We start from the raw sequence: 22,774 nt of genomic DNA, 5'->3' as shown, positions 1-22,774 counted from the left end.
AAGAATTGTTCGTTAGCTCTGAAAACCAAAGAGCTGATTATCCAAGATTCTTTAGAAAATTATCAACTAAACTCGCTAAAGCTGCGAGAGAACTATCTCGTAAAGTTAAATTCTCTAATAGCTGGAATAGGGCTAAACTGAAAGTTGCTAAAATCCACCAATCTATTAAAAACAGTAGAAAAGATTTTCTACATAAGTTGTCAAAAGAACTAGTTACAAAGTATAATGCTATTATCATAGAAGATCTCAATATGAGAGGTATGATTAGAGCATTAAACTTTAGTAAATCTGTCGCTGATAACGCATGGGGTAAATTCACCGTTATGCTAGAATACAAAGCTATGTTTTTAGGTAAACAGGTTATAAAAATAGATAAGTGGTTTCCATCTTCAAAAACTTGCTCAATTTGTGGAAATATTAAAACAGAATTAGCATTGTCAGAAAGAGTCTATAAGTGTGAGCGTTGTAACTCTGAGATAGACCGTGACTTAAATGCGAGTATAAACATTCGTGAAGCTGGTAGAACTCTATTAGCTTATTAAAACATATGAGGTTAGGAACTAACCGTTGAGCGTGGTCAATATATTTTAGGTTGCTAAGATACTTCCCACGAAGCCCTACCCTCTATTAGGGTGGGGTAGTTCACGGAGATGATTTTATGGGATTTTTTACATGGATTATTCTTGGAGTTTTAGCTGGTGCTTTAGCTAAATGGATAATGCCTGGAACTCAAGGTGGTGGATTTTTTGCGACTGCTGGTCTAGGAATAGTTGGTGCTTTAGTTGGTGGCTATATCGGTAAAATTATTGGAATTGGTAGTGTTGGAGGTTTAAACTTTGGTAGTATTATAACTGCTGCTGCTGGTGCTCTACTTGTTTTGTTTGTTTATTCAAAATTTATTCAAAAAAAATAGTATAGAAGAGAGCCAATTGGCTCTTTTTATATACTACCTATTATATTTAAAAACCATCCATCAACTTTGTAATCTTGTTCGCCGAGCGAATCTTTAAATCCAGAAAAATTATATCCCCCTCCAACTTTCATATTTTTATCTATATTTTTATAGATTCCAAATATTGCTCCATTTAAAACATCTTCATTTGCTCGATCTAAAAGCCACTGATATTGTCCATAAACTTCCCAACTGTTAAAAAGAGTATAATTTGCTTTTAACCCCAACATATAAAGGTCATTTAAATATATATCTTTTTCACGTCGATAACCATTTTTTAAAGATAAATCTAAATTTTCTCTGAAAGAATAAACACTTTCAAACTCTCCTATATAAGCACTAAAATCTCTATTCGCTGAGCTATCTCGATCTAAAATAGTTACATATCTCGACAGATAATTTAATCTATCATTTTCAGTTGGTCTATAAGCAAATCCAAAACTATTTTCCATAAAGCTATCTTCAGAAGAGCCTTCGGTAAATGAGTAGTTTATTGTCGCTCTAAAAGTGTATTCTTCAGTGTATTTATACGTTAAAGAGTTTTTAGTAAAGTATTGTTTTATCTTTTCCGCTCCTGTATCCTCTCGATACTCAAATCTATTTTTTAGATGTATTTTTTGAAGTTGTGCTCTCGAATAAAATGATAAACTTCTTCGATTATTAGTTTCATCACTTGGTAAAATAATTTTACCATATTGCACAGCTCCACCAATTACAACACCTGATTTTAAATCAAAATCAAAACCATAGCTTTGTAAAGTTGCACTATTACCACGCTCGGTTATATACTGGTTTTCTGCATATAGATTTGTTCGTTCTCCAACTCGTGCTCTTTGTCCTACAGTATATTTATCTCGATCTATCTCTCCATCAGAGCTATAACCAGAATAGATTTTATAACTCTCTGAAAGTTGATAATCTCCAGATAATCCAAAACTAGCTGATGAATTATGAAGTGAGCTTATTGAATTTATTTTCAGTCTATCTGTGACACGTTTTTCAACACCAAGAGAGATAGTTTCACTTATTCCAGCTTTAATTTCACCATATAGTTTTGTACTCTCATTTAACAAATATTCTATCTTAGTTCCAACACCTGCTTTTTTTTCTCGTTTTGATCCCCAAATCATTTCATCTATAAATTGAAGTTTTGTGTAACTACTTAACTTTTTAGAATGCTCGTATTTAAACTCTGTTCCAAACGTTTCATAAAATCTATTTTCTAAGTCTGATGCAAAAGAATAACCACGCTCTTTTCGTTCATACCAAACTTTCAAGTCTGCAACTTCTAGTAGTTTATATGCTGCTGTCATTCTGTAGGCATTTCCAGAGATTTTATTTTCATCTTTATCTATTTTCTGAAATGTCAATCCACCATCAAAAGATAAATAGTTATCCGTGTTTAAAGCTCCGTCACTCATACTCATTTCAGCAGCGATATAGTTACCTTTTTTATCTTTTATTTTTATCGTTCCTGATTTTAAATCATAATCTGTTTTCCCACGATTTTCATGTAAAGAAGTAATTCCAACTTCAATATTTTCATTTAGATTTTTAGAAGTTTTAAACCCATAGTTTGACGAAGCTCTTGAATCTTCAATTTTTGGTAGATAACTATAATCTACAACTAAATAAACATAGTTACTCGTGCTATCTCCTCCACTAAGTGGAGATGTTAACATTACTCTTCCTAAAAAAGAATCTATTTCATAATCTTTTCCCTCTGTAAGATAGATTATTTTATCTACTAAATGTGTTTCAGAATCAACTATCTTTACCCAAACTTTTTGGCTCTGTTTTACTATGTCATGTTTTTTTAAAAAGTATAAGCTTCCTGATGTTCCTAAAAATTCATCATGTCCATATAATGCGGATGGTGTGCTTAGAAAAACTTTTACATTTACACCGTCCTCTTTATATTCACCTTTCAATCCATATAGTTCTTTATTATAATCGGCAAACCTTGTTCCTGTAAAATCAGTTGAATACTTACCAAGTAGAAAACTTGAATCTTTATGCTCTAACTTTAAATATATTTTTCCATCGGTCGATACCTCTTTAGTTATTTTTGAATCATCTCCATAAGTAGGATAATATACATTCTCATCGCCTGTATTTTTTTCTAAAATTCCTGAAGTATTTTTATCTTCAGTGTCAAAATGTAATTTTAGTTTATAATCTCCATAACTCATTTTACCAAAATATGTTCCTCTTCTTTTTTCTGAATTTTTGCCTATATAAAGATCTACAAATCCTGTTCCTGAATATTCTAATTTTTGTTTTTCTATTTTTTCATTATCTTTAATTATCTTTTCAATATTTTGTGTTTCAACTATAAAGTTGAATTTTGTAATCGAATACGGTGTTATTCTTTTTATAATTGGATTTTTACCTTTAATTTTACTGCCTTCTGGTAAACTATCTTCATCTAATTTAATACTATAGTTTTCACCAAAAGTTTTATCACTCCATTCGTCTGGTAAATGAAATCTTCCAAATCGATCGGTTTCTACAACTATTCCAGAGTGGGTGTATAAAATAGCATGTGGTATTCCTTTTTTAGTTTTTTCATCAATAACTTTACCAATTATAGTTGCTGTATTTAAAAGTGAATCACCTCTTATTTCGACACTGCTTTCTGCTAAATTAGATATATTTTTACCAGAACTAAAAACAACACTTTGAAAAATATTTTTTCCTATGCTCGCTCCTACTGTAGCTTTTAAGTAAAATGTTTTATTATAGCTTTCACCTTTAGCTAAATTGAAAACTTCAAATTCATCTTCTAAATATCGAAATCCTTTTGGTATTATATTTTGAAGTGATAAATTTTGGTAATCTTCATTTGTTAAATTTTGAACATTCACCGTTATTCCGACTACTTCTCCAAGTTTCATATCGCTTTTATTAGAACTTAATTTTACTCGAACTCCTTTTTCAGCTTTAACATTTTCAGAGTATTCTGTAAAAGGTTTTAAATATATTGTTCCACTTTCACTTTTACCACCAGCTATTTGAGCTGGACTTTCTATAACTCCTATTGCTGATGGCTCTATACTAGCTTCAATTAAAAATTGTATTTCAACTCGAGGCCCAATATCTACCTTTGTATTTAAATCCTCGGATTTTGATATATCATTTTTTAAGTACGTATACTTTTGAAATTTAGAAGAGTTTTGAGTAGCTCCTAAATATGAGATTTTCCAATTTGAAAAAGCACGTCCATAATGTTTATCTTCTCTTTCAGATGTTACTTCTGATAATAAATCTTGGATTGTTATTCCACGTCCATATCCATCACCAGAGTTTTTAATAACTAATCGATACTTTAGTTTATCACCAGGTTTATAGACTCCATTTTCTGGTGATAACAGTATTTTTTCTGCACTTATAGAACCGCCTACGCTCGATAACTCTTCACTCTTTTTTAATTTTGAATTTACACTGAATTCTAATCCGTTTAAACTTCCTAAAGATTTTTCTGAAACTATCGCAGATATTCTAAATGTAATGCTACTTTTTTGAGCAAAGTCAACTTTTTTAAGAATATTTCTAGAATTATCTCCCATTTTAGAAGTTATAACCGTTCGTGGATCACTCGCTTTTACATCTATATCTATATTTTCTAAAACTGATGATTTTATATCTGAACCACTTACGTATGATTTGACATTATCTAAGTTGCTCAGAATCTCAACATCATTTAAAAATCCCTCTCCTACATTTTTCAAAACAACTTCATAGGTTATCATATCTCCAGGTTTGTACTGAGATGAAGATGTAAATATCTTTCCATTTACACTTTTAATTGAATTTGAAAACTCTAATTTTCCAGAATACGAATCTATTTTATTCGATTTTATACTTTCACCATAAATTGACTCTACCTCTATAGTTCCAAATACATTATTTTTAGTGGTTTTTTCAACTTCTAAAACAAACTCTTCACCTGGGTATATAATTGGTTTTTTATTTATACTCGTTTTGTCTTTAAAAGGATTTACCTTTTTGTTTTCAACTCCTGATGCATAAACTGATGCGCTGTCTATAGTCATTCTGTAATCTTCAGAATATGCTGTTCCCATGCTATTATTTTTTAAAACTGTTTTATACTTTATAGTTTCTCCAGCTTTATATTCGGTTTTTGAAGTCGAAAAGCTGTGCTCTATCTTACTTTGAAGCATCTCAGCTTTAGTTGTATTTTTATAAATAGCTCCCGCTGCTTTTTTATTTACTCTGCCTAAAACTCGATACTCTATATATCCACCTGGAAGCAAACGAGCACCCTCGTTTTTTTCAGCTTTTGTATTAATTTCTGTTGATGTAAAAGCCTCTATTTTTTCTGCTTCGACAGAATCTGTTTTTACATAATCTAAATTTGGATTAAAATCATAGTCTTTTAAAATCCCCGCGCCTTTGTTTTGAACTTTAAAAATATAATCTATATATCCTTCTGATGTATAACCATCGTTTATTTTATTTTTGTTTTTATCAAAATAGCCTAATATTTTATTAGTAATTTCTATTTTTGGTGGTTCTGAGCTAATTCTATTTTTATATACTGTATCTCCGACTTTTATATCTAAATCTATATCTCCAACTACAAAATTTGATATATTAACAGAATATTTTTTTACTTTTTTATCATGTTTTTTTAAACTTATAGTTTCTTTAATATTCTGAGTTTTAAAAAACGACTCTGTTAACTCTTCTGTCCAATCTTTTGTGAAACTTTTTTGAAACGGTATATCTATCTCTACTTCACTAGCATTTCCCTCTCCAACGTTTTCTACTTCTACTCGGTATGTGTATAATTTTCCAGGAGAATACTTTTCTACGTTCAAAATTTTAGCAACTATTTTTGAAGGTGGACTTTTAATAGTTAAACCTTTATATTGAACATGGCCTAAAATGTTTTCATTTACTCGCCCCTTAATTTCATACGTCAATACTTTTCCACTCGGTATATCTATTTTATTTAAAGCAGAACTTTCATTTGTTTTAATTTCAACATCTTTTAAAAATGGCTCTTTTTCTCCACTTAATGTTTGAACTAAAACATTCTGAATATCTTCATCTATTTTATAGTTGTTTAAGTATCCAGGCCCATCGGCTAATACCTCTACTTTATAATTTAGATAGCCTCCTAAAGTATAAAATTCTGAATCTACTTCTCTTTTAATCTTTAATTTTGAGCTTAAAACCTCATTTTCATAACTTTGTTTTTCTAATAGTTGCTCATTTTCATATATATATACACTGTTTTTTATTTTTTGTTTTAATAGCTTTTTATTAGGTTTTAGAACTACAGTATATTTTACACTCTCTCCGCTTTCTAGCTCTAGAATTTTATCATTTAAATCTTCTTTTTCACCAACATTTATCTTTTTACCATCTCTATAGATGTCCCAAGATAAAAAAGCTGGTGCTACTAAATCTAGATAATTTTCACCATTATTTGCCAATTCACCTAAAATTTTTGAAAAATCATCAAATACTCTTAAATTATTTTTTTTATTGCTGCTGTTGTTTGTAATTAAAATATTATACTCAAAATCTTCTAAAGGATTTATATCTTTAGCATGCAGAGTTTCTAGTAAAATTAATAAGATCATAAATACTTTAAATAAAAATACTAGTTTCTTCACGTCTTGCACCTCAATTTTTTTATACTTTTAGTATATCATTTTTAAAATACAAAAAGCAAAAAATAGAAAAAAAGTATAGTTAAACTATACTTTTTTTCTATTTGAAATAATTTTTTTTAGCTACTTCTGCAAACCAAATTGAATGTTTCTTTTTTATTCTTTTTCCTGTAACTAAATCTAGCCTATAAAACCCATATCTTCTTTTAAAAGAATTCATCCAAGACCAACAATCTATAAAAGTCCATTGATGAATTCCAAAACAACTACTTCCCTCTTCAATAGCTTTATGAATCTGAATAAAATGTTCTCTCATAAGTTCTGTTCTAAACGTATCATCTATAAACCCATCTTCTGAAATTGATCCTTCTGATTCTAAGTCCATCGCAATTCCTATTTCAGCTAAATACCAAGGTATATTATTATAATTTTCTTGAATATTTTTTGCTATGTCGTAAAGAGCCACTGGATGAATTTCATTATTATCTCTATATGGATTAAATCTCCCTTCTGGATTTATATAATAATCAAAATAATATTCTGGATTTTCAAATTTTTCATCTTTAATCTCTTTTGCTTTAACTCTTCTTGGTACATAATAATTAACTCCTAAAAAATCAACTTTTGATTTTTTTATTTCTTCTAATTCAGTTTTTTCTATTTCTGGACTTAAATTATGCTCTTTTAAAACTTCACATAAATCTTTTGGAAATTCTCCTTTTAGCATTGGATCTAGAAAACTTCTATTAAAAAATAGATCTGCCATATATGCTGCTGATAAATCTTTTTCATTTTGACTTCTTGGATAAGATGGTGTCAAGTTTAAAATAACACCTATTTGTTTTGTAAATCCTAACTCTTTATAAAGATTTACTACCTTACTATGAGCCAATATAATATTATAAGCTACTTGAACTGCTAGTTTTGGATCTTTTTTATTTGGATAATGGAAATTGTACAAATAACCACCCTCAACTGGAACTATTGGTTCGTTAAAAGTTGTCCAATATTTTACTCGATCTCCGAATAGTTCAAAAGCTTTTTGAGCAAATAATACAAAGAGTTGAACCACTTTTTTATTCTCAAAGCCACCATATTTATCTTGTAGATATATAGGCATATCAAAATGATATAGGTTTATTATTGGTTCGATACCATTTTTTATAAGCTCATCTATATATTCACTATAAAATCTCACAGCATCTTCACAAACTTCGCCTGTTTCAAAATCTTTTATAAGTCTAGCCCACTGTATTGACGTCCTAAAAGAGTTGAAATTCACCTCTTTCATAAGTGAAACATCTTCTTTAAATTTATTATAAGTGTCACATACAATCTCTGGTCCTATTTCATCAATAAATTTTTCTGGTTCTATTTGAAACCAATGATTCCAAATAGATTTATTGATTTGATTTTTACTACCTTCACTTTGAACTCCTGAAGTTGCTGCTCCAAAAAAAAATCCTTTTGGAAAATTATACATTCTAATTCCTCCTAACAACTTAATTCTATTTATAAACTATCAAACTCAGTTTTTAAATCTACATCTACATCTAAATCTTCTAATACTATATTTTCAGTTGAACAATACTGCTTATCCAATATTTTTACAAACGGAAGCCAAATAACTGTAACTATAGCTAAATTTACAAGCTGTAGAATTCCTCCTAACATTGAATTAGTTGCTAGCATTCCACTAAAAAATATTGGGACAGTCCAAGGAACAGCAACTCCTGTTGGTGGTGGAACTATTCCAAATTTCATAACAAAATAGCTAAATGCTACAACTATAATTGGAGAAATTATCCAAGGTATTAGTATTATAGGGTTCATAACTATTGGTAATCCAAATATCATAGGTTCATTTACATTGAAGATTCCTGCAGGACCCGCTAATTTGCCAATCTCTTTTAATTGTCTACTCTTTGTAAACATAAAAATACAAACTATAATTCCTAAAGTCATTCCTGTTCCACCAATTCCAACAGTAAATGTTTCAATAAATTGTTTTGTAACTATATGAGGTAATTGAGCTCCTTTTTGGAAAGCCTCTAAATTTTCTAAAGAAAGAGTATTCCAAATTGGATCTAAAACACTGTTTACTATAATTTGTCCGTGTAATCCAAAGAACCATAATCCTTGAATAAAAAGAACTGCTATCAAAGTTGTTGGCAAACCACTTCCTAAAGCTACTAAAGGTTTTTGAACAACATTATATATAAAATCATGTATATTTCCAAATGTTGTATAAGTAAACCAAATTCTAATTAAAAGAAATATTGTTAACGTTAAAAACACAGGAATTAAAGCTGAAAATGATTTTGAAACAGCTGGTGGAACTCCATCTGGCATTTTTATAGTCCATCCCTTTTGAATTATTTTTCTATATATTTCTGTTGCAAATATACCTGTAAACATTCCTACAAACATTCCTTTTGCTCCCAATCTTTCAATTGGTATAACTCCATAAATAATTCCATCTGCTCCTTCTAGTGAAAATGGTGTCAAAATTAAAAATGCTGCTAATGCTAATGCACCACCAAATAAAGCATCAACTTTATAAGATTTTGACAAATAATAACCAAGACCAATAACTACAAATAGTGTTGCAATCAAAAGTGTTCCTTCCATTGCTGGTGTTATTGCAGCTCTAAAGAAATTTAAATTTTTTTCAGATAAAATTTTGTCTAGAAATGGTAAATTTGCTAATACAACAAACATCGAACCAAATATTGTAAGTGGAAACGATAGCATAAAAGCATCTCTAATGACATTTAAATATCTATTCGAACCCAACTTACTTGCTAAAGGCATCATAATTTTTTCAAAACTTCCCATTAAATTTTTCAATAAAATCACCATCCTAATTTTTTTTACTATTACGTAAACGTTTGCGTAATTTATATTACTATCTTTTTTTCTTAAAGTCAATACAAAATATATATTTTAAGTTTTATTTGTTCTGTTTAGGAATGTTTAAAAAAATAATTGACAATAAATCAATTTCATATTATAACTTTAAGTATAGAGGTGATTTATGAAACCAAGTATAAAAGAAATCGCAAAAAAATTAAATGTAGCTCCATCAACTGTTTCTCGTGCTTTAAATGATAAACATGACATTAGTCAAACCCTTAAAGATAAAGTTAATACTATTGCAAAAGAAATTGGTTATAAAAAAAACTCAATTGCTGCTAGATTAGTAAATCAAAAAAGTAATACTATTGGTTTGTTTTTTCTTTCTAGACAAAATATTAATAACGAAGAAAACACTGGGTTTAAATATGTTGAAATTATTTTAGATAAAATTAAAGATAAAAATTACGATCTTATAATTTTTTCAATTGATAGTAATTTAAAAGATAAAAAAAAATATATTGATATTTGTTCTGAAAGACAAGTTGAAGGAGCTATTTTCATAGGTCTTGAAGATACTGATGAAAATACTGAGCTGCTTCGAAATATAGATATTCCAACTGTTATTTTAGAAAAAAGAGTTTCTGGAAAAAATATATCATATATTGGATCTGATAATGAATATGGTATCAACTCTATTTTAGATTATCTTTTAGAACTCGGTCATGAAAATATTGGCTTTATTAAAGGCCCTGATTTTATAGAGTGTTCAAAAGATCGTTTTAATACATTCTACAAACGAATGAATAGCTTAAATCTATATAAAGAAAAATTTGTTAAAAGTGGAAATTTTCGTCTCGAAAGTGGATACGAATCTACTAAAGACCTTTTAAATTCTAAAGATATTCCAACAGCTATAATTGCATCAAGTGATCTTATGGCTATTGGAGCTATGAAGGCAATAAAAGAAAAAGGATTAAAAATTCCAGAAGATATATCTTTAGTTGGATATGATGGTTTTGATATAGGTTCTTTTTTATCTCCTTCTTTAACTACCGTACTTCAAGATTTCAAAAGTATGGGAGAAAAAGCTGTTGAGATTTTGTTTTCTATGATTGTAAATAAAGAAAAATCTATCAATATGGTTTTTAAACCAAAATTGATAAAAAGAGAATCTACAAAATAAAAAAATATTATTTATTTTTTTATTTTGTACGTAAACGTTTACGTATTTTAAAATTATTTTAAGGAGGCTTTATGCAAAATCTTGTCGTTTTTGATTTAGGAGGTTCTAGTGTTAAATATGGAATCGTCAATTTTTTAGGAGATCTTATTTTAAAAGATTCTTTTCCTACGCCAAAAGACTCTTTTTCTACACTTTTGAATCTAATGGTTACGACTATAAAATCTTTATCTTCCTTTTCCCCTGTTGGTGTAGCTATTAGTGCTCCAGGAGCTGTGGATTCAAGTAAAGGTATTATTAAAGGCATTAGTTCTATAAACTATATTCATAACTTTGAGATAATAAAAAAATTTGAAAAAGCTTTCAATCTTCCTGTTTCTATTGAAAACGATGGTAATTGTTTGATTTTAGCTGAATTATGGAAGGGAAATGGAAAAGAATTTCAAAATATAGTTTCTTTAGTTTTAGGTTCTGGTATAGGAGGTGCTGTTATTCAAAACGGAACTTTAATAAAAGGTAAAAATTTTCAGAGTGGGGAATTTGGATATATTCTTCTAAAAGAAAATAAAACTTGGAGTTCCCTTTGTTCTACAACCTCTTTAGTAGAATCAGCTAGAAAGATAACTAATAATCCAAATTTAAACGGAAAAACTCTTCTTGATTTGGATTTAAAAGAAAACTTGGAAGTAAGAAAACTTTTAGAAATTTATTACATAAATTTAGTTAAAGGAATATACAATTTGCAGTGCTCTTTTGATACTGATACATTTATTATTGGTGGTGGAATTAGTTCTAATAATATTTTTCTTGAAAATATTTTAAAAGTTTTAGATGAATTCTATGATTCACTAGAAATAAAAGTTGAGAAACCATTTATTCAAAAAGCATTTTTTGAAAATGATGCAAATTTAATTGGAGCAGCATATAATTTTATAAATAGTAAAAAAAGCATATAAATTCTTTGCTATTTTTACTATTTATCACCTCAATTTTTTTATATTATTATGACATTAATTAAATTTAAAAGTGCATCTTTTGTTGTTTCTAAAATTTCTCCACGAAGAGTTATTGTCGAACTGTATTCTTTTTCTAAAAAATCAAAATTATCTTCTAATATATTTTTTACCGCTGATTCTTGAGAATATGGAAAATCTATTACACAATATATCTTTTTTTCAGTTTGAAGTAATCTGTTATCAATAGTATTTTGAAGTGATTTATTATATGTTTTAAAAGCTTCTCTTAGCTCTAAATCTACGGGTAATTCTAACTCTTTAGCTTTTTTTTCTCCTGATTTTGTCAACTCGTAATAAGTGTGGTTTCTATGTTTTATTACAACATTGTTTTCTTTTGTTTTATAGTTTACCATCACATTTTGAACTCTTTGAAGAATTTTTTCTGAAACTAATTTTTTAACAATATCGGTTACACTATTCTGATTTTCTAAAATTCTATTTGCTAATTTTGATATAAAAGTTGGTCCAATTTTATATATTGTCTGTATTATTTTTTTTTCTAACTCATTCACATTTTTCTCCTTCAATTTCTCTATTTTAAACTATATTATATCCATAATCACAATGAAAATCAACTAAAAAAAGAGCATAAAGATTCAACATCTTTACGCTCTTTTATAATTTATGCCTATACTGCTGATACTTTTCTTTTGTTTTCTAATACGTGAAATAATATTTGTATCATGAATATTATAACTAAAGAATAACTCATTTTTTTTCCAGTTATTCCAACTGCCTGAAGTAGAATAAGTGATAATAGCTGAATACCTAAATATTTTATTCCAATCATCCAAGCTGAAAAGAGAGGAAATGCAATATCTCCATCGTTAGTAAGTTCATTTTTCAAATCCTCTTTATCCCAAACATATCCAACAAATAAGCATAACATCAATCCTCCAACTGGAAGTAAAATATTATCTGTTAAGTATCCTAAAAAATCAAAAAAGTTTAATCCGAAAAATACTTTAAAATCTGCCATAGGTCCAAATGAATGTGAGTTTGGAATTGCAATAGCTGCAATAATTATACTCACTAAAATTGTAGCTTTTTTTCTATCTAATTTTAGTTGATCTACAACAAATGATACAACAACTTCTAACAAAGAAATTGTTGATGTTAATGCAGCAAACAGAACTAGTAAAAAGAACATAATTCCAAATACGTTTCCAAATGGCATTGCAGCAAAAACTCTTGGTAAAGTTATAAAGATTAGTCCTGGTCCTGCTGTTGGTTCTAATCCAAATGAAAACACCGCTGGTAATATAGCTAATCCTGCTAATAATGCTATTACAGTATCTAATATTGGGATGTATAGTGCACTTTTTATTAAATTACTATCTTTCGGCAAGTAACTTCCATAAGTTATCATCGCTCCCATTCCTAAACTTAAAGAAAAGAAAACTTGACCTAAAGCTGCTATTATAACCGCTGGTGTTATCAAAGAAAAATCTGGTTTTAAAAAATACTTAATACCCTCTATAGCGTTTGGTAAAGTTACCGATCTTATCACAATAACTATCATAAATACGAATAGTATTGGCATCATTATTTTACTTGCTTTTTCAATTCCACCTGATACACCTTTTAAAACTATAGCTGCTGTTACAACTACAACTATAAAGCTATAAAGTATTGGTGAAGTTCCAGATGCTATAAAGTTTCCAAAAGTTAAAACTGGATCTTCTGTTAAGCCACCTCTTATAAACATTCCTATATATTTTACAATCCATCCAGCGATAACTACATAGTAAGAATAAACGATAAAACAGCATAAAATTCCTAACATGCCTATAAATCCCCAACCTTTTTTAATGTTGTTGTAAGCACCAAAGGCATCTGATTTTCCTCTTCTACCTATTACCATTTCACCTAGCATTAACGAGAATCCTAATATTACTATCAATCCTAAATAAACGACTACAAATGCTCCACCACCATTTTTTCCTGCTAAATATGGAAATTTCCATAAATTACCAAGTCCAATAGCTGACCCTGCAGCTGCTAATACAAATCCAACGTTCGATCCCCAATTACCTCTTTCACTACTCATAATTATCACCGTCCTTTTGAAAAATATTTTTCAATTTGGATAATAATAACATGTTAATAATCAAAATACAAGTGTTATTTTACTCTTTTTAAGTACTTTTGTCTGTTGTAAAAGAACTTTAATATCAAAAAAACATTTGTATTATATTTTTGGTACTTTGTATCAGAATTAAATTCTATTTTTTTTATACATCTTTTTATTGTTTCTATCTTATTAATTATTACATCATCTCTCAATTCAATCATCACTTCTTTTATATTTCTTTTAACTTAACTCCAGCTTCAAAAGCTCTGTGAACTCACGGATATCTTCCATCAAGTTTACTGTTGGATTACACTTAAGCACCATGCCATCTAAATACATCAAACTTTTAATAACATGAAACATTCCCTCTTCAAACTCCATACCAGAATTAACAGCGAGTTTTATTGTTTCCATCATACGTTTTGTTAAACTTACATTTGAAACACTACTATTTTTAAAATCTCGGTATAGCTCTTTAAACTTTAAATTAAAACTTTGAAACTCTTTTTCTGACAAAGTTTTTTCTGACATCTCGTTTAAATAACTAGCAGCTTTATCATAATCATATCTTGATAGATAATAGAAAAATCCGAATAATCCCTTTCTTAACTTACACTTCATTCTACCAATTGTAGAGCAATCTATCAAATTTATTTCTCCATTTTTACCTAAAATAATATTACCTGGATGTAAATCACCATGAAATACTCCTAACTTAAACATAAAAAAAGTATGATATTTAAATAACTTCAATAATTCTATATATTTCAACTTATTTTCTTTTAAAAGTGTATTAAAACTTTCTCCTTCAATAAATTTAGAAACCGCTACTTTTTCTGAAGACAAACTCTCTATAAATTCTGAAAAATATAGATCTTTTAAATCGAATTTTTCTGTATTTTCCTCTTTTAAAGTTCTGAAATACTTTGCACCTTCTATTTCTGTTTTAAAATTAAGTTCTCTCAGAGTTCCCTCTTCGATATTGTTTAAAACCTCTAATGGATTAAATACCTTTTTTAACTTTGGATAGAAATAAAGTAAAGTGTTAGCTATTTTTTTAGCATTTTGGATATCCTTAAAAAAATTATTTTTAAAATCCATTTTCCGAATTTTTATTGCTACCTTCTTTCCATCTCTTAAATATCCAATATGAACTTGCCCTATTGAAGCAGAGGAAAATGGAGCTTTTTCATAAAGTTTTAATCCATCCAATATCCACTTGTCATCGCCAATTATCTCTTCAATTTCTCGTTTTTGAGCTAAATAACTATATTCATAAAGTTTTGCTAAATAAACACAAGTTTTCTCATCTATAAAGTCAGCTCTCAGAGCATAATATTGCGCAATTTTAACAGCTAATAACCCCATACCTTCTATCTCTTCTAAAGACGGCGGGTTATTTCTATGTATTTTATATATTAATCTTATCAATTTTAAACTTTTCACGAATCACATCCTTTATCTTTGATAATAGTATATACAAAAAAAGAGAGGTCAAACCTCTCTTTCTTCTTAGTATTTATATCTTTCTATTGAGTTATGGAATTTTGGTAAATAATCCCAGTTTTCTCTTATTATTTCATCTAAAATTGTTCTAGCAACCGCTCCACTCTGAACCAATGGATTGATTGTTAATGCTTGCAATGCTTTTCCATAGTTTCCTGTTACTGCAGCTTCTATTGTTAATTGCTCAAAGTTTTTCATAAGTTGTAAAATTCCTCTAGCTTCTAAAGGCATCGGTTCTTGAGCGAATGGTTTTACCCCATCTTTATATACTCTAGCTGAAACTTCAACAGCACATCCTTCTGGTAAACAATCTATTAATCCATTTTCATTTTTAGTTGATACAACTATAACAGTTCCTTTGTCATTGTAAATAGAATTGATTAATTCACAAGCAGCATCAGAATAGTATTGTCCACCTCTTTGCTCTAACTGTTTTGGTTTTACTTTTAAATCTGGATCTTTGTATAATTCGAACAGTTCATTTTCAACAATCTTAACTTGCTCTCCTCTAGTTCCCTTACCGCTTCTAACCTCTTCTAATTGGTCAGCTAGCATTTCATCTGTTAAGTAGTAGTATTTATGATAAGCACATGGAATCATTCCTAAATCCATAATCTGCTCTTTTATCCAAGGTTTTCCATGTCTTAAGTTAGCTGGCATATTTTCTATATCTAAAAGAATTTTTTCCAAAGCTTCTTTTGTTCTGTCTACTCCATTGTGTAAAACTTGTCTTCCCCAGAAAAAATGGTTTAATCCTCCACAGATTAGTTCAACTTCTTCATCAGGAACATTTAAAGCATCAGTTACTGATTTTCTAACTCCAATAGGAACATTACATAAACCTGCAACTTTTATTTTTGGATAATATTTTAATACTGATTCTGTTACCATTCCGCTTGGATTTGTAAAGTTTACAAGCCATGCATCAGGACATAACTCTGTCATATCTTCACAAATATCTAGTATAACTGGAATTGTTCTCAAAGCTTTTGCAAATCCTCCAGCTCCATTTGTTTCTTGTCCTATCATTCCATATCTTAAAGGTATTTTTTCATCTCTTATTCTAGCTTCTAACAATCCTACTCTAAATTGTGTTGTTACAAAGTCAGCGTCTTTTAAAGCTTCTCTTCTATCTAAAGTTAGATGTATAGACATCTTATCCTCTAAACCAGCGGCTTTTACCATTCTTTTAGCTAAGTTTCCTACTATTTCTAACTTTTCTTGTCCATCTTTTATATCAACTAACCAAAGTTCTTTTATTGGAAGCTCGTTGTATCTCTTTATAAAACCTTCAACTATTTCTGGAGTATATGATGATCCCCCTCCAATTGTTACTATTTTAACTGAATTTTTCATTACCTATTCCTCCCAATTTTTTAATTTTTAATTTTTAGATTTTATCTATTTTAAAAATCACTTAGTAAAGATTCTAAACTTTCTTCTTTTTGAACTTCATTTTCCGTAGCTTCTAATTGTGCATCATATAATCTGAAAAACGGATAGAAGATTACTATTGATAATATAATACTACCTATTCCTAAAATTGCTGTTGATGGTGCGAATCCCGCTGATAAGAATCCTGCTATTACAGGAGGTGTTGTCCAAGGTACCATAGAGAATGGTATTTTTACGATGTCCCATTTCATTAAAAACCAGCTTATAACTGTTATTAATAATGGATTTATTATAAATGGTATCATAAGTAATGGATTCATAACTATAGGAGTTCCAAATATTACAGGTTCATTTATGTTAAAAAGTGAAGGTGTTAGTGATAATTTTCCAACTTCTTTTAATTGCCTAGAACGCGCTCTAAATACCATCAGTAGTACAAATCCTATTGTTGAGCCACTTCCTCCAAGTTTCATTGTCATATCTCCAAAAGCTGCACTTGATATTATATAACCGTTACTATAAAGATTGTCTACTCCTTGAGCTGCTAAAGCAGCATTATGCATTGTATTTTCAAGCCAAATTGGATCCATAATTCCACCTACTATTGTAGCTCCATGAATTCCTGCACACCATAGTATAGTTGTTACTAGTACTACAACAATCTGTCCAGGTAAAGATGTGCTTGCAAATCTTAATGGTGTTCCTACTAAAATATTTATCATATCATGGAAATTAACAAAACTTGTATTTACTATTATTGCTGTAACTAATCCCCAGAAAGTTATTACTGCTACACCTGGAATGAGCGACATAAATGTCTTTGAAATTGCTGGTGGAACACTTTCAGGTAAAGTTATTACAAATCCTTTTTTTACTATTTTCACAATTATCTCTACACTTATTAATGCTATAATAACTCCAGCAAAAAGACTTTTTGCTCCAAAGTATCCCATATCCATTTTTCCGTCTACAACTGTAGGTATCATTGTTACTATAAAACTTGATACTGCTATTATCGCATTTGATAATGCCATATCTGACATTCCATAACCAATTGTCATTCTATATGCAACTGATAATGTTGCTATTAAACCTATAATTCCAAAACAAGCTGTTGATATATATGAAAAATAACGTCCCATTCCACTCTCTGTTATAAATTCACTATAACCTGGAATTGGTAAAAAGTTTAAAATTAAAAACAATGATCCTACTATAGTTAATGGCATTGTTGCCACAACTCCATCTTTTATTGCTACAACGTGTCTTTGTGCTGCTACTTTATTTGCTGTTGGCACAAAGTATTTATTTAAAAAATTATTAAATTTTTCAAATATATTCATAAAAACCCCCCACATTCTATTTTTTGAACTCTTTTATTGCTAGAATTGCATCCTTTAAAACTCCTAGTCCGTCCATCATTCCATATTTTTGAGTGTTTATAGTAACGACTGGAAATCTACCGTTTGCTAATTCTTTCATTTTAGATTCTAAAAATTTTATTTGTGGTCCTAATAATAGTATGTTTATATCATCAAAATGATCAGGAGCTGCAATTTCTGGAACCGCCTTTATCTCTGCTTCAAATTTGTGTTCAGCTGCAATTTTTTTCATCTTGTTTACCAATAAGCTTGTTGACATACCTGCGTTACATGCTAATAAAATTTTTATCATAATATACAACCTCCGAATTTCTATATTTTTTATTTTTTTGTTCTGTTGTTGATAATAATATACCACTTAAAAACAAAACTTGTCAAATTTATGAAAAAAATCTTCTTTTTTCGTCTGTTTTAGCTTATAATATTTTTAGGTTTTATTTATTTTTATACATTTTTCGTTTGTTTTTATACTTTTATTTAAAAAAATATTTAAAATAGGGGGGTTTTTATGTTTTATGAATTAGAAAATTTTAAGAAAAGAATGGGTAATGCAGAATTCAGCTTTAATTTAACATCTAATTTAAATAAATGTGAGCGTAATTTTCTAAATTTTCTTCTCGGAAAATTTTTAAAAACCGACAATTTAAAAGTTGAAATTAATAATAAAGAGATAATCTCACTATTTAAGTTTCATATAGAAGAAATTACAGGATTTTTAGATCGACTTTCTAAAAAATCAATTTCATACTATTTTAGTGATATGGATGATAATCTTTCTGGATCTTTTAATTTAATTAATGCTTTTTTAGTAAAAAATAATACTTTATTTATTGAGCTGCCAAAAGAAGTTAAGTATTCAAAGCATATAAAAGTTTTGTATAGCTTTTCAAACAAAGCTAGTTTTAAATTTTATAGTTATTTTATCAACAATTTTGTTTTAAAGAAAAGTTTTAAGGTTAAAATTGAGGATTTTAAAGATATTCTAAATACGGATAATAAGTATGAACGTTTTTTCGATTTTGAAAAATTTGTCTTAAAACCTCTATTGAAAGATTTAGAAAATTCTTATGAAATTGGTTATAATAAAATTAAATCAGGATCTAATTTAAATAATAAAGTTATTGAAGTAGAGTTCTTTTTCCAGGATGAAATTTCAGAAGCTGATGAAGATATGAAGTTAAAAAGTATTCTTTTTATGATCAAAACTGATATTTCAGATGTAGGTGAAGTTTACTCAATTTTAAAAAATGGAATACAAAATCATGGCTATGAAGTTGCATATAAAACATGTTTTAAGATAAAGCATCTTTACAAAAAAAGTTACCTCAGTTTTGATGAAGTTCTAAAAGCTAGTTTTAAAAAATTAGATTTAAAAGATACTGAACCGACTCTTTATATCAAAAAAATATTTTCTACTCCAAAAGAATTTAAAAAATGCTTTTTAAATGAGTTAGAGAAAATTCGCCCTGGTGTAATTTTAGACACTTCATTTTTCTCTGAAAAATTTCTGCAAGAATTATTTTTGCTAAACAACGACAAAGCTCTAAATTTTAAAAACACTGAATTTCAAATTTTCATAAATTGGAAAAATAATGATGAATCTATTATTAAGATTTATCTATTCTAAAAAAAAAGTCAGAGAAAAATTTCTCTGACTCTTTATATTTTTCTACTTAAAATACATATCCTATGTGAACCTGGAATAGCGCTCCATCATTTAATATATCATTTGAAACCGTGAAATCCATCGGACCTAAGAATGTATCCCAACCAATTCCAACTCCATATCCATGTTCCTCTCTCTCCCAAATATCTTTTTTACTTTCAAACCCAGAACCAAAATTATATGTTCCAATGTTATAATTAAAATTTAAATATAAATTTTGAACAATTTTATATTGTAATTCTGCTGATCCCATAAAGAAATTATCTGTATAAATTGCAGAAATTGGTAATCCTGTAAACGAATAGTTTCTTTTCATAGGATTACTTCTCAATCCACCTAATTTAAACATCTCTGATAAAGGTGTATTTTCAGAGTTATACATCTGTCCACCACTTATCCCTGTATTTAAAGACCAGTTTTTAGTAATTGAAGTATATTTTGTAGCTAACATTGAATACCCTTCATAACTATCACCAGATTTTGTATTACTTTCTGAGAATCCTTGTAAAAGTACATTTGAACCCTCAGTAGCATACTCTGCAGTATTCATAGTATCAAAATAAAAACTAAATGTATTTGATATATAGCTTCCATCTTTTTTAAAGAATGAGAAATTATCTATTCTATCACCAGACTCATAATCTGTATCCATATTTTTAAATCCTAAAGTATACCCAGCTATTATATTATTGAATATTGTTGTTCCTACTGATAACTCTGTTGAAAATATGTTGTTTCTATATGTTGAAACATTATCTCCATCTCTATATAAGAACAATGGATTTAATCCATAACCTAGCTCTACAGAAACTAAAAGATTATGTTTCAAAAAATTATATTGTGTCATATCTGTTATTGATATTTTAGGATATTTTGAGAACTCTGTTTTTAAAGTATAATTTTTTTGTGATAAATTCATTCTATTAAAAACAGGAACTTCAGCTACTGCTTCTAAACCAGCACCATAATTCGATATATAAAAGACTCCAGCTTTTAACTTTGTATCCATCTTTTCCTTTACAGTTAAATTTAATGTATCTTTATCAATATTATAAAATACTCTATCTACATAATTTTTAGCATAAATTTTTTCTACCCATAAATTTAAATCTTGAACAGATAAATCTCCATCTGTTGGCTTTAACTTTTCAATTTCTTCTTTTGTCAAAAGATTATTTCCAGAAATATTTATATTATTTATAAAGAACTCTTTTGATTTAAACTTAGATTTTTTATCTTTAACAACTTCAAACTCTTTTTCATCTACTAATTTCGAAAGAGCATATTCTAAACTTTCAGTTGCAACTTCCCCCTCTTTTACCAATCCAGAAAGATTGTCAAAGTTTAAAGTACTATGATTTTTTACATCTGGAGTTATTAATATATCTGGATAATGTGATTGAATCTCTGTATTTTTATCTCCATTATATGCTGCTAACTTATCTAGTATCTGAACTATATTTGAATTGTCACTTATAACTACTGGATCTGCTGCTATATCTACTCCAATAACTATATCCGCACCCATATTCATAGCTTGTAAAATAGGAAAGTTATCTGCAACTCCACCATCTACATAATAGTTATCTCCATCTCTAATTGGATCTAAAAATGTTGGAATAGCCATACTTTTTAGTGTTGCTAGCGCTAAATCACCACTGTTTATAGCTACAGATTCACCTGTTTGTAAATTTGTAGTCATCGCTCTAAATGGAATTGGAAACTCTTTAAAATCTTTCACTCCCTCTGCTCTAGAGAATATTTTTTTTAACTCTAAGTATATATGTTCTCCATTTAAAACACCCATCGGTAAAGATAAATTGAAATCTTTATCTAAAGATATTGTAAGAGGATATTTATTTGATTGAGTTTTTTGAACAATACCCTCTAAATCTCTATTTGATGCATTTTTAAACAGTTCAAAAAATTGTAATTCAGTTACAGTTTTTTCAATCTCTTCTGGAGTATAGCCCACAGAATACATAGCTGCTATAATACTTCCAGCACTTGTTCCTACAATATAGTCAATTGGTATTTTATATTTTTCAAGAGTTTTTAAAACTCCTATATGCGCAGCTCCTTTTGCTCCACCACCACTCAATACTAACCCAACTTTGGGTCTTGAATTTTCTTCGGTTTTTGAAAATATAGTTTTCAAATTTTCAAGATTTTTTCTTTTTAAATCTAACTCTTCTAACTGCTTTTCAATCTCTCTAACCTTATCCTCTTTTGAATTAACACGCGTTGGTGATGGATTATGAGTTGCAAAAATAGAAATGCTTAACATTAAAAAAATTATTACTTTGTTCGTAAACTTCATTTTTTCTCCTTATTGATCTTTCGATTTTAATATTCCAGAACCTATAACTAATCCTAGAATAACATTTGTAAGTATAATCCCTGTTATTATTTCAAGTACAACAAAAAACTGTGCAATTGATTTCAACGGATATATATCACCATAACCAATTGTTGTTATTGTAATAAAACTAAAATAAATATGTTTAAAATAAAATTCAAATCCTGGTATATCACGATTTATTCCATGAAATACTGGTTCTACACTAAATAAGCTGAGTAATGTATAAAGTAATCCAAAACTTATTGCAAGTGTTATATAAGTTGTCATTACAACAGTGACATCTGAAGCGACAATCTTTCTTTTTCGTCTAAAAAAATCATTTACAACATATTTTAATAGTATTATATGAGATGATATTAATAGTATAACATCTATTATTGATAAAAAATCAAAAAAATACTTTAAATTATCTGTTATATTCAATCCTAAAGAAAAATTAACAATTGGAACTAATATTAAATAATATAAAATTAAAATAACTGACTTTAAAGGACCATCTTTAAATAAAAAATTTCTTCTTTTTAAAAATACAATTGGTAAAACACTAAAAAATATTTTTATAGCTGTAAAAAATATAACCGAAGGTTTCAACTGCTCTCTTAATATTATGTAGGCGATTAAAGAAACTAATATTGATATAACCCCTGTTAAGTATGAATTATATAGTAAAATTAGAATCTGTTTTTTTCTGTAAAGTCTCACTTTTCCCTCCAAAAAAATATGAAAAAAGCATAGTT

At 28.4% G+C, this 22,774-nt stretch carries 16 protein-coding genes; 5 read left to right on the top strand and 11 right to left on the bottom strand.

What is annotated here, in order from left to right; translation table 11 throughout:
• Together ACRCZX_RS01780 and ACRCZX_RS01775 are read left to right on the top strand one after the other, a co-directional pair.
• Nucleotides 1-542 (top strand): RNA-guided endonuclease InsQ/TnpB family protein (locus tag ACRCZX_RS01780; RefSeq protein WP_438581230.1); only part of this gene is annotated, 542 nt, incomplete at its 5' end.
• 116 nt (nucleotides 543-658) lie between these two features.
• Entirely contained in the window at nucleotides 659-913 is a 255-nt protein-coding gene (locus ACRCZX_RS01775; protein ID WP_438581229.1) for a GlsB/YeaQ/YmgE family stress response membrane protein, read from the top strand.
• A gap of 26 nt (nucleotides 914-939) precedes the next feature.
• Here the strand turns inward: ACRCZX_RS01775 and ACRCZX_RS01770 are convergent, their stop codons facing one another.
• From ACRCZX_RS01770 to celB, 3 genes are all read right to left on the bottom strand, one after another.
• Nucleotides 940-6,600: a hypothetical protein gene (locus ACRCZX_RS01770; RefSeq protein WP_438581228.1), complete on the bottom strand. Its 5,661-nt coding sequence runs from the start codon at nucleotides 6,598-6,600 to the stop codon at nucleotides 940-942.
• Between the two features lie 97 nt (nucleotides 6,601-6,697).
• Complete coding sequence (locus tag ACRCZX_RS01765; protein ID WP_438581227.1) at nucleotides 6,698-8,080, bottom strand: glycoside hydrolase family 1 protein; 1,383 nt, start codon at nucleotides 8,078-8,080, stop codon at nucleotides 6,698-6,700.
• Nucleotides 8,081-8,109: 29 nt separating this feature from the next.
• Nucleotides 8,110-9,447, bottom strand: coding sequence for a PTS cellobiose transporter subunit IIC (gene celB, locus ACRCZX_RS01760; protein ID WP_438581226.1), 1,338 nt, complete (start codon nucleotides 9,445-9,447; stop codon nucleotides 8,110-8,112).
• A 187-nt stretch (nucleotides 9,448-9,634) separates the two neighbouring features.
• Between celB and ACRCZX_RS01755 the strand changes: the two genes are divergently transcribed.
• On the top strand, nucleotides 9,635-10,639 hold the full coding sequence (locus tag ACRCZX_RS01755) for a LacI family DNA-binding transcriptional regulator (protein WP_438581225.1): 1,005 nt from the start codon (nucleotides 9,635-9,637) through the stop codon (nucleotides 10,637-10,639).
• 71 nt (nucleotides 10,640-10,710) lie between these two features.
• Complete coding sequence (locus ACRCZX_RS01750) at nucleotides 10,711-11,592, top strand: ROK family protein (RefSeq protein WP_438581224.1); 882 nt, start codon at nucleotides 10,711-10,713, stop codon at nucleotides 11,590-11,592.
• Nucleotides 11,593-11,630: 38 nt separating this feature from the next.
• Here ACRCZX_RS01750 and ACRCZX_RS01745 read toward each other — a convergent pair whose 3' ends face one another.
• The 6 genes from ACRCZX_RS01745 to ACRCZX_RS01720 all read right to left on the bottom strand — a co-directional run bounded on the left by ACRCZX_RS01745 (nucleotide 11,631) and on the right by ACRCZX_RS01720 (nucleotide 18,301).
• Complete coding sequence (locus ACRCZX_RS01745; RefSeq protein ID WP_438581223.1) at nucleotides 11,631-12,164, bottom strand: hypothetical protein; 534 nt, start codon at nucleotides 12,162-12,164, stop codon at nucleotides 11,631-11,633.
• Nucleotides 12,165-12,280: 116 nt separating this feature from the next.
• Nucleotides 12,281-13,702 carry a sodium-dependent transporter gene (locus tag ACRCZX_RS01740; protein WP_438581222.1) on the bottom strand — a complete coding sequence of 474 codons (1,422 nt, stop codon included), beginning with the start codon at nucleotides 13,700-13,702 and terminating at the stop codon, nucleotides 12,281-12,283.
• 264 nt (nucleotides 13,703-13,966) lie between these two features.
• Nucleotides 13,967-15,172, bottom strand: a complete 1,206-nt coding sequence (locus ACRCZX_RS01735) for an AarF/UbiB family protein (RefSeq protein ID WP_438581221.1) — start codon at nucleotides 15,170-15,172, stop codon at nucleotides 13,967-13,969.
• Between the two features lie 66 nt (nucleotides 15,173-15,238).
• Nucleotides 15,239-16,588 carry a 6-phospho-beta-glucosidase gene (locus ACRCZX_RS01730; protein ID WP_438581220.1) on the bottom strand — a complete coding sequence of 450 codons (1,350 nt, stop codon included), beginning with the start codon at nucleotides 16,586-16,588 and terminating at the stop codon, nucleotides 15,239-15,241.
• Between the two features lie 50 nt (nucleotides 16,589-16,638).
• Entirely contained in the window at nucleotides 16,639-17,970 is a 1,332-nt protein-coding gene (locus ACRCZX_RS01725; RefSeq protein ID WP_438581219.1) for a PTS sugar transporter subunit IIC, read from the bottom strand.
• Nucleotides 17,971-17,986: 16 nt separating this feature from the next.
• Nucleotides 17,987-18,301 (bottom strand): PTS sugar transporter subunit IIB, encoded by a 315-nt coding sequence (locus tag ACRCZX_RS01720; RefSeq protein WP_438581218.1) that lies wholly within the window; start codon nucleotides 18,299-18,301, stop codon nucleotides 17,987-17,989.
• A 216-nt stretch (nucleotides 18,302-18,517) separates the two neighbouring features.
• Here ACRCZX_RS01720 and ACRCZX_RS01715 point away from each other — a divergent pair, with 216 nt between their 5' ends.
• Nucleotides 18,518-19,636, top strand: a complete 1,119-nt coding sequence (locus ACRCZX_RS01715; protein WP_438581217.1) for a hypothetical protein — start codon at nucleotides 18,518-18,520, stop codon at nucleotides 19,634-19,636.
• Nucleotides 19,637-19,682: 46 nt separating this feature from the next.
• Here the strand turns inward: ACRCZX_RS01715 and ACRCZX_RS01710 are convergent, their stop codons facing one another.
• Together ACRCZX_RS01710 and ACRCZX_RS01705 are read right to left on the bottom strand one after the other, a co-directional pair.
• Nucleotides 19,683-21,995, bottom strand: coding sequence for a patatin-like phospholipase family protein (locus ACRCZX_RS01710; RefSeq protein ID WP_438581216.1), 2,313 nt, complete (start codon nucleotides 21,993-21,995; stop codon nucleotides 19,683-19,685).
• Nucleotides 21,996-22,004: 9 nt separating this feature from the next.
• The gene (locus ACRCZX_RS01705) at nucleotides 22,005-22,739 is read right to left on the bottom strand and encodes a potassium channel family protein (RefSeq protein WP_438581215.1); all 735 of its coding nucleotides are present in this window, start codon (nucleotides 22,737-22,739) and stop codon (nucleotides 22,005-22,007) included.
• Nucleotides 22,740-22,774 lie beyond the last annotated feature (35 nt).

The organism is Cetobacterium sp. (genome assembly GCF_051658645.1).
In the GTDB taxonomy this organism is placed as follows: Bacteria; Fusobacteriota; Fusobacteriia; order Fusobacteriales; family Fusobacteriaceae; genus Cetobacterium_A.
The sequence above is the reverse complement of the archived record's forward strand: the minus strand, read 5'-3'. Positions and strand labels throughout refer to the sequence as shown.

Coding starts and splice junctions, on each gene's coding strand:
- ACRCZX_RS01725 (WP_438581219.1), bottom strand. CDS start 17,970: ATGAATATATTTGAAAAATTTAATAATTTTTTAAATAAATACTTTGTG.
- ACRCZX_RS01740 (WP_438581222.1), bottom strand. CDS start 13,702: ATGAGTAGTGAAAGAGGTAATTGGGGATCGAACGTTGGATTTGTATTA.
- ACRCZX_RS01755 (WP_438581225.1), top strand. CDS start 9,635: ATGAAACCAAGTATAAAAGAAATCGCAAAAAAATTAAATGTAGCTCCA.
- ACRCZX_RS01775 (WP_438581229.1), top strand. CDS start 659: ATGGGATTTTTTACATGGATTATTCTTGGAGTTTTAGCTGGTGCTTTA.
- ACRCZX_RS01765 (WP_438581227.1), bottom strand. CDS start 8,080: ATGTATAATTTTCCAAAAGGATTTTTTTTTGGAGCAGCAACTTCAGGA.
- ACRCZX_RS01720 (WP_438581218.1), bottom strand. CDS start 18,301: ATGATAAAAATTTTATTAGCATGTAACGCAGGTATGTCAACAAGCTTA.
- ACRCZX_RS01730 (WP_438581220.1), bottom strand. CDS start 16,588: ATGAAAAATTCAGTTAAAATAGTAACAATTGGAGGGGGATCATCATAT.
- ACRCZX_RS01750 (WP_438581224.1), top strand. CDS start 10,711: ATGCAAAATCTTGTCGTTTTTGATTTAGGAGGTTCTAGTGTTAAATAT.
- ACRCZX_RS01715 (WP_438581217.1), top strand. CDS start 18,518: ATGTTTTATGAATTAGAAAATTTTAAGAAAAGAATGGGTAATGCAGAA.
- ACRCZX_RS01710 (WP_438581216.1), bottom strand. CDS start 21,995: ATGAAGTTTACGAACAAAGTAATAATTTTTTTAATGTTAAGCATTTCT.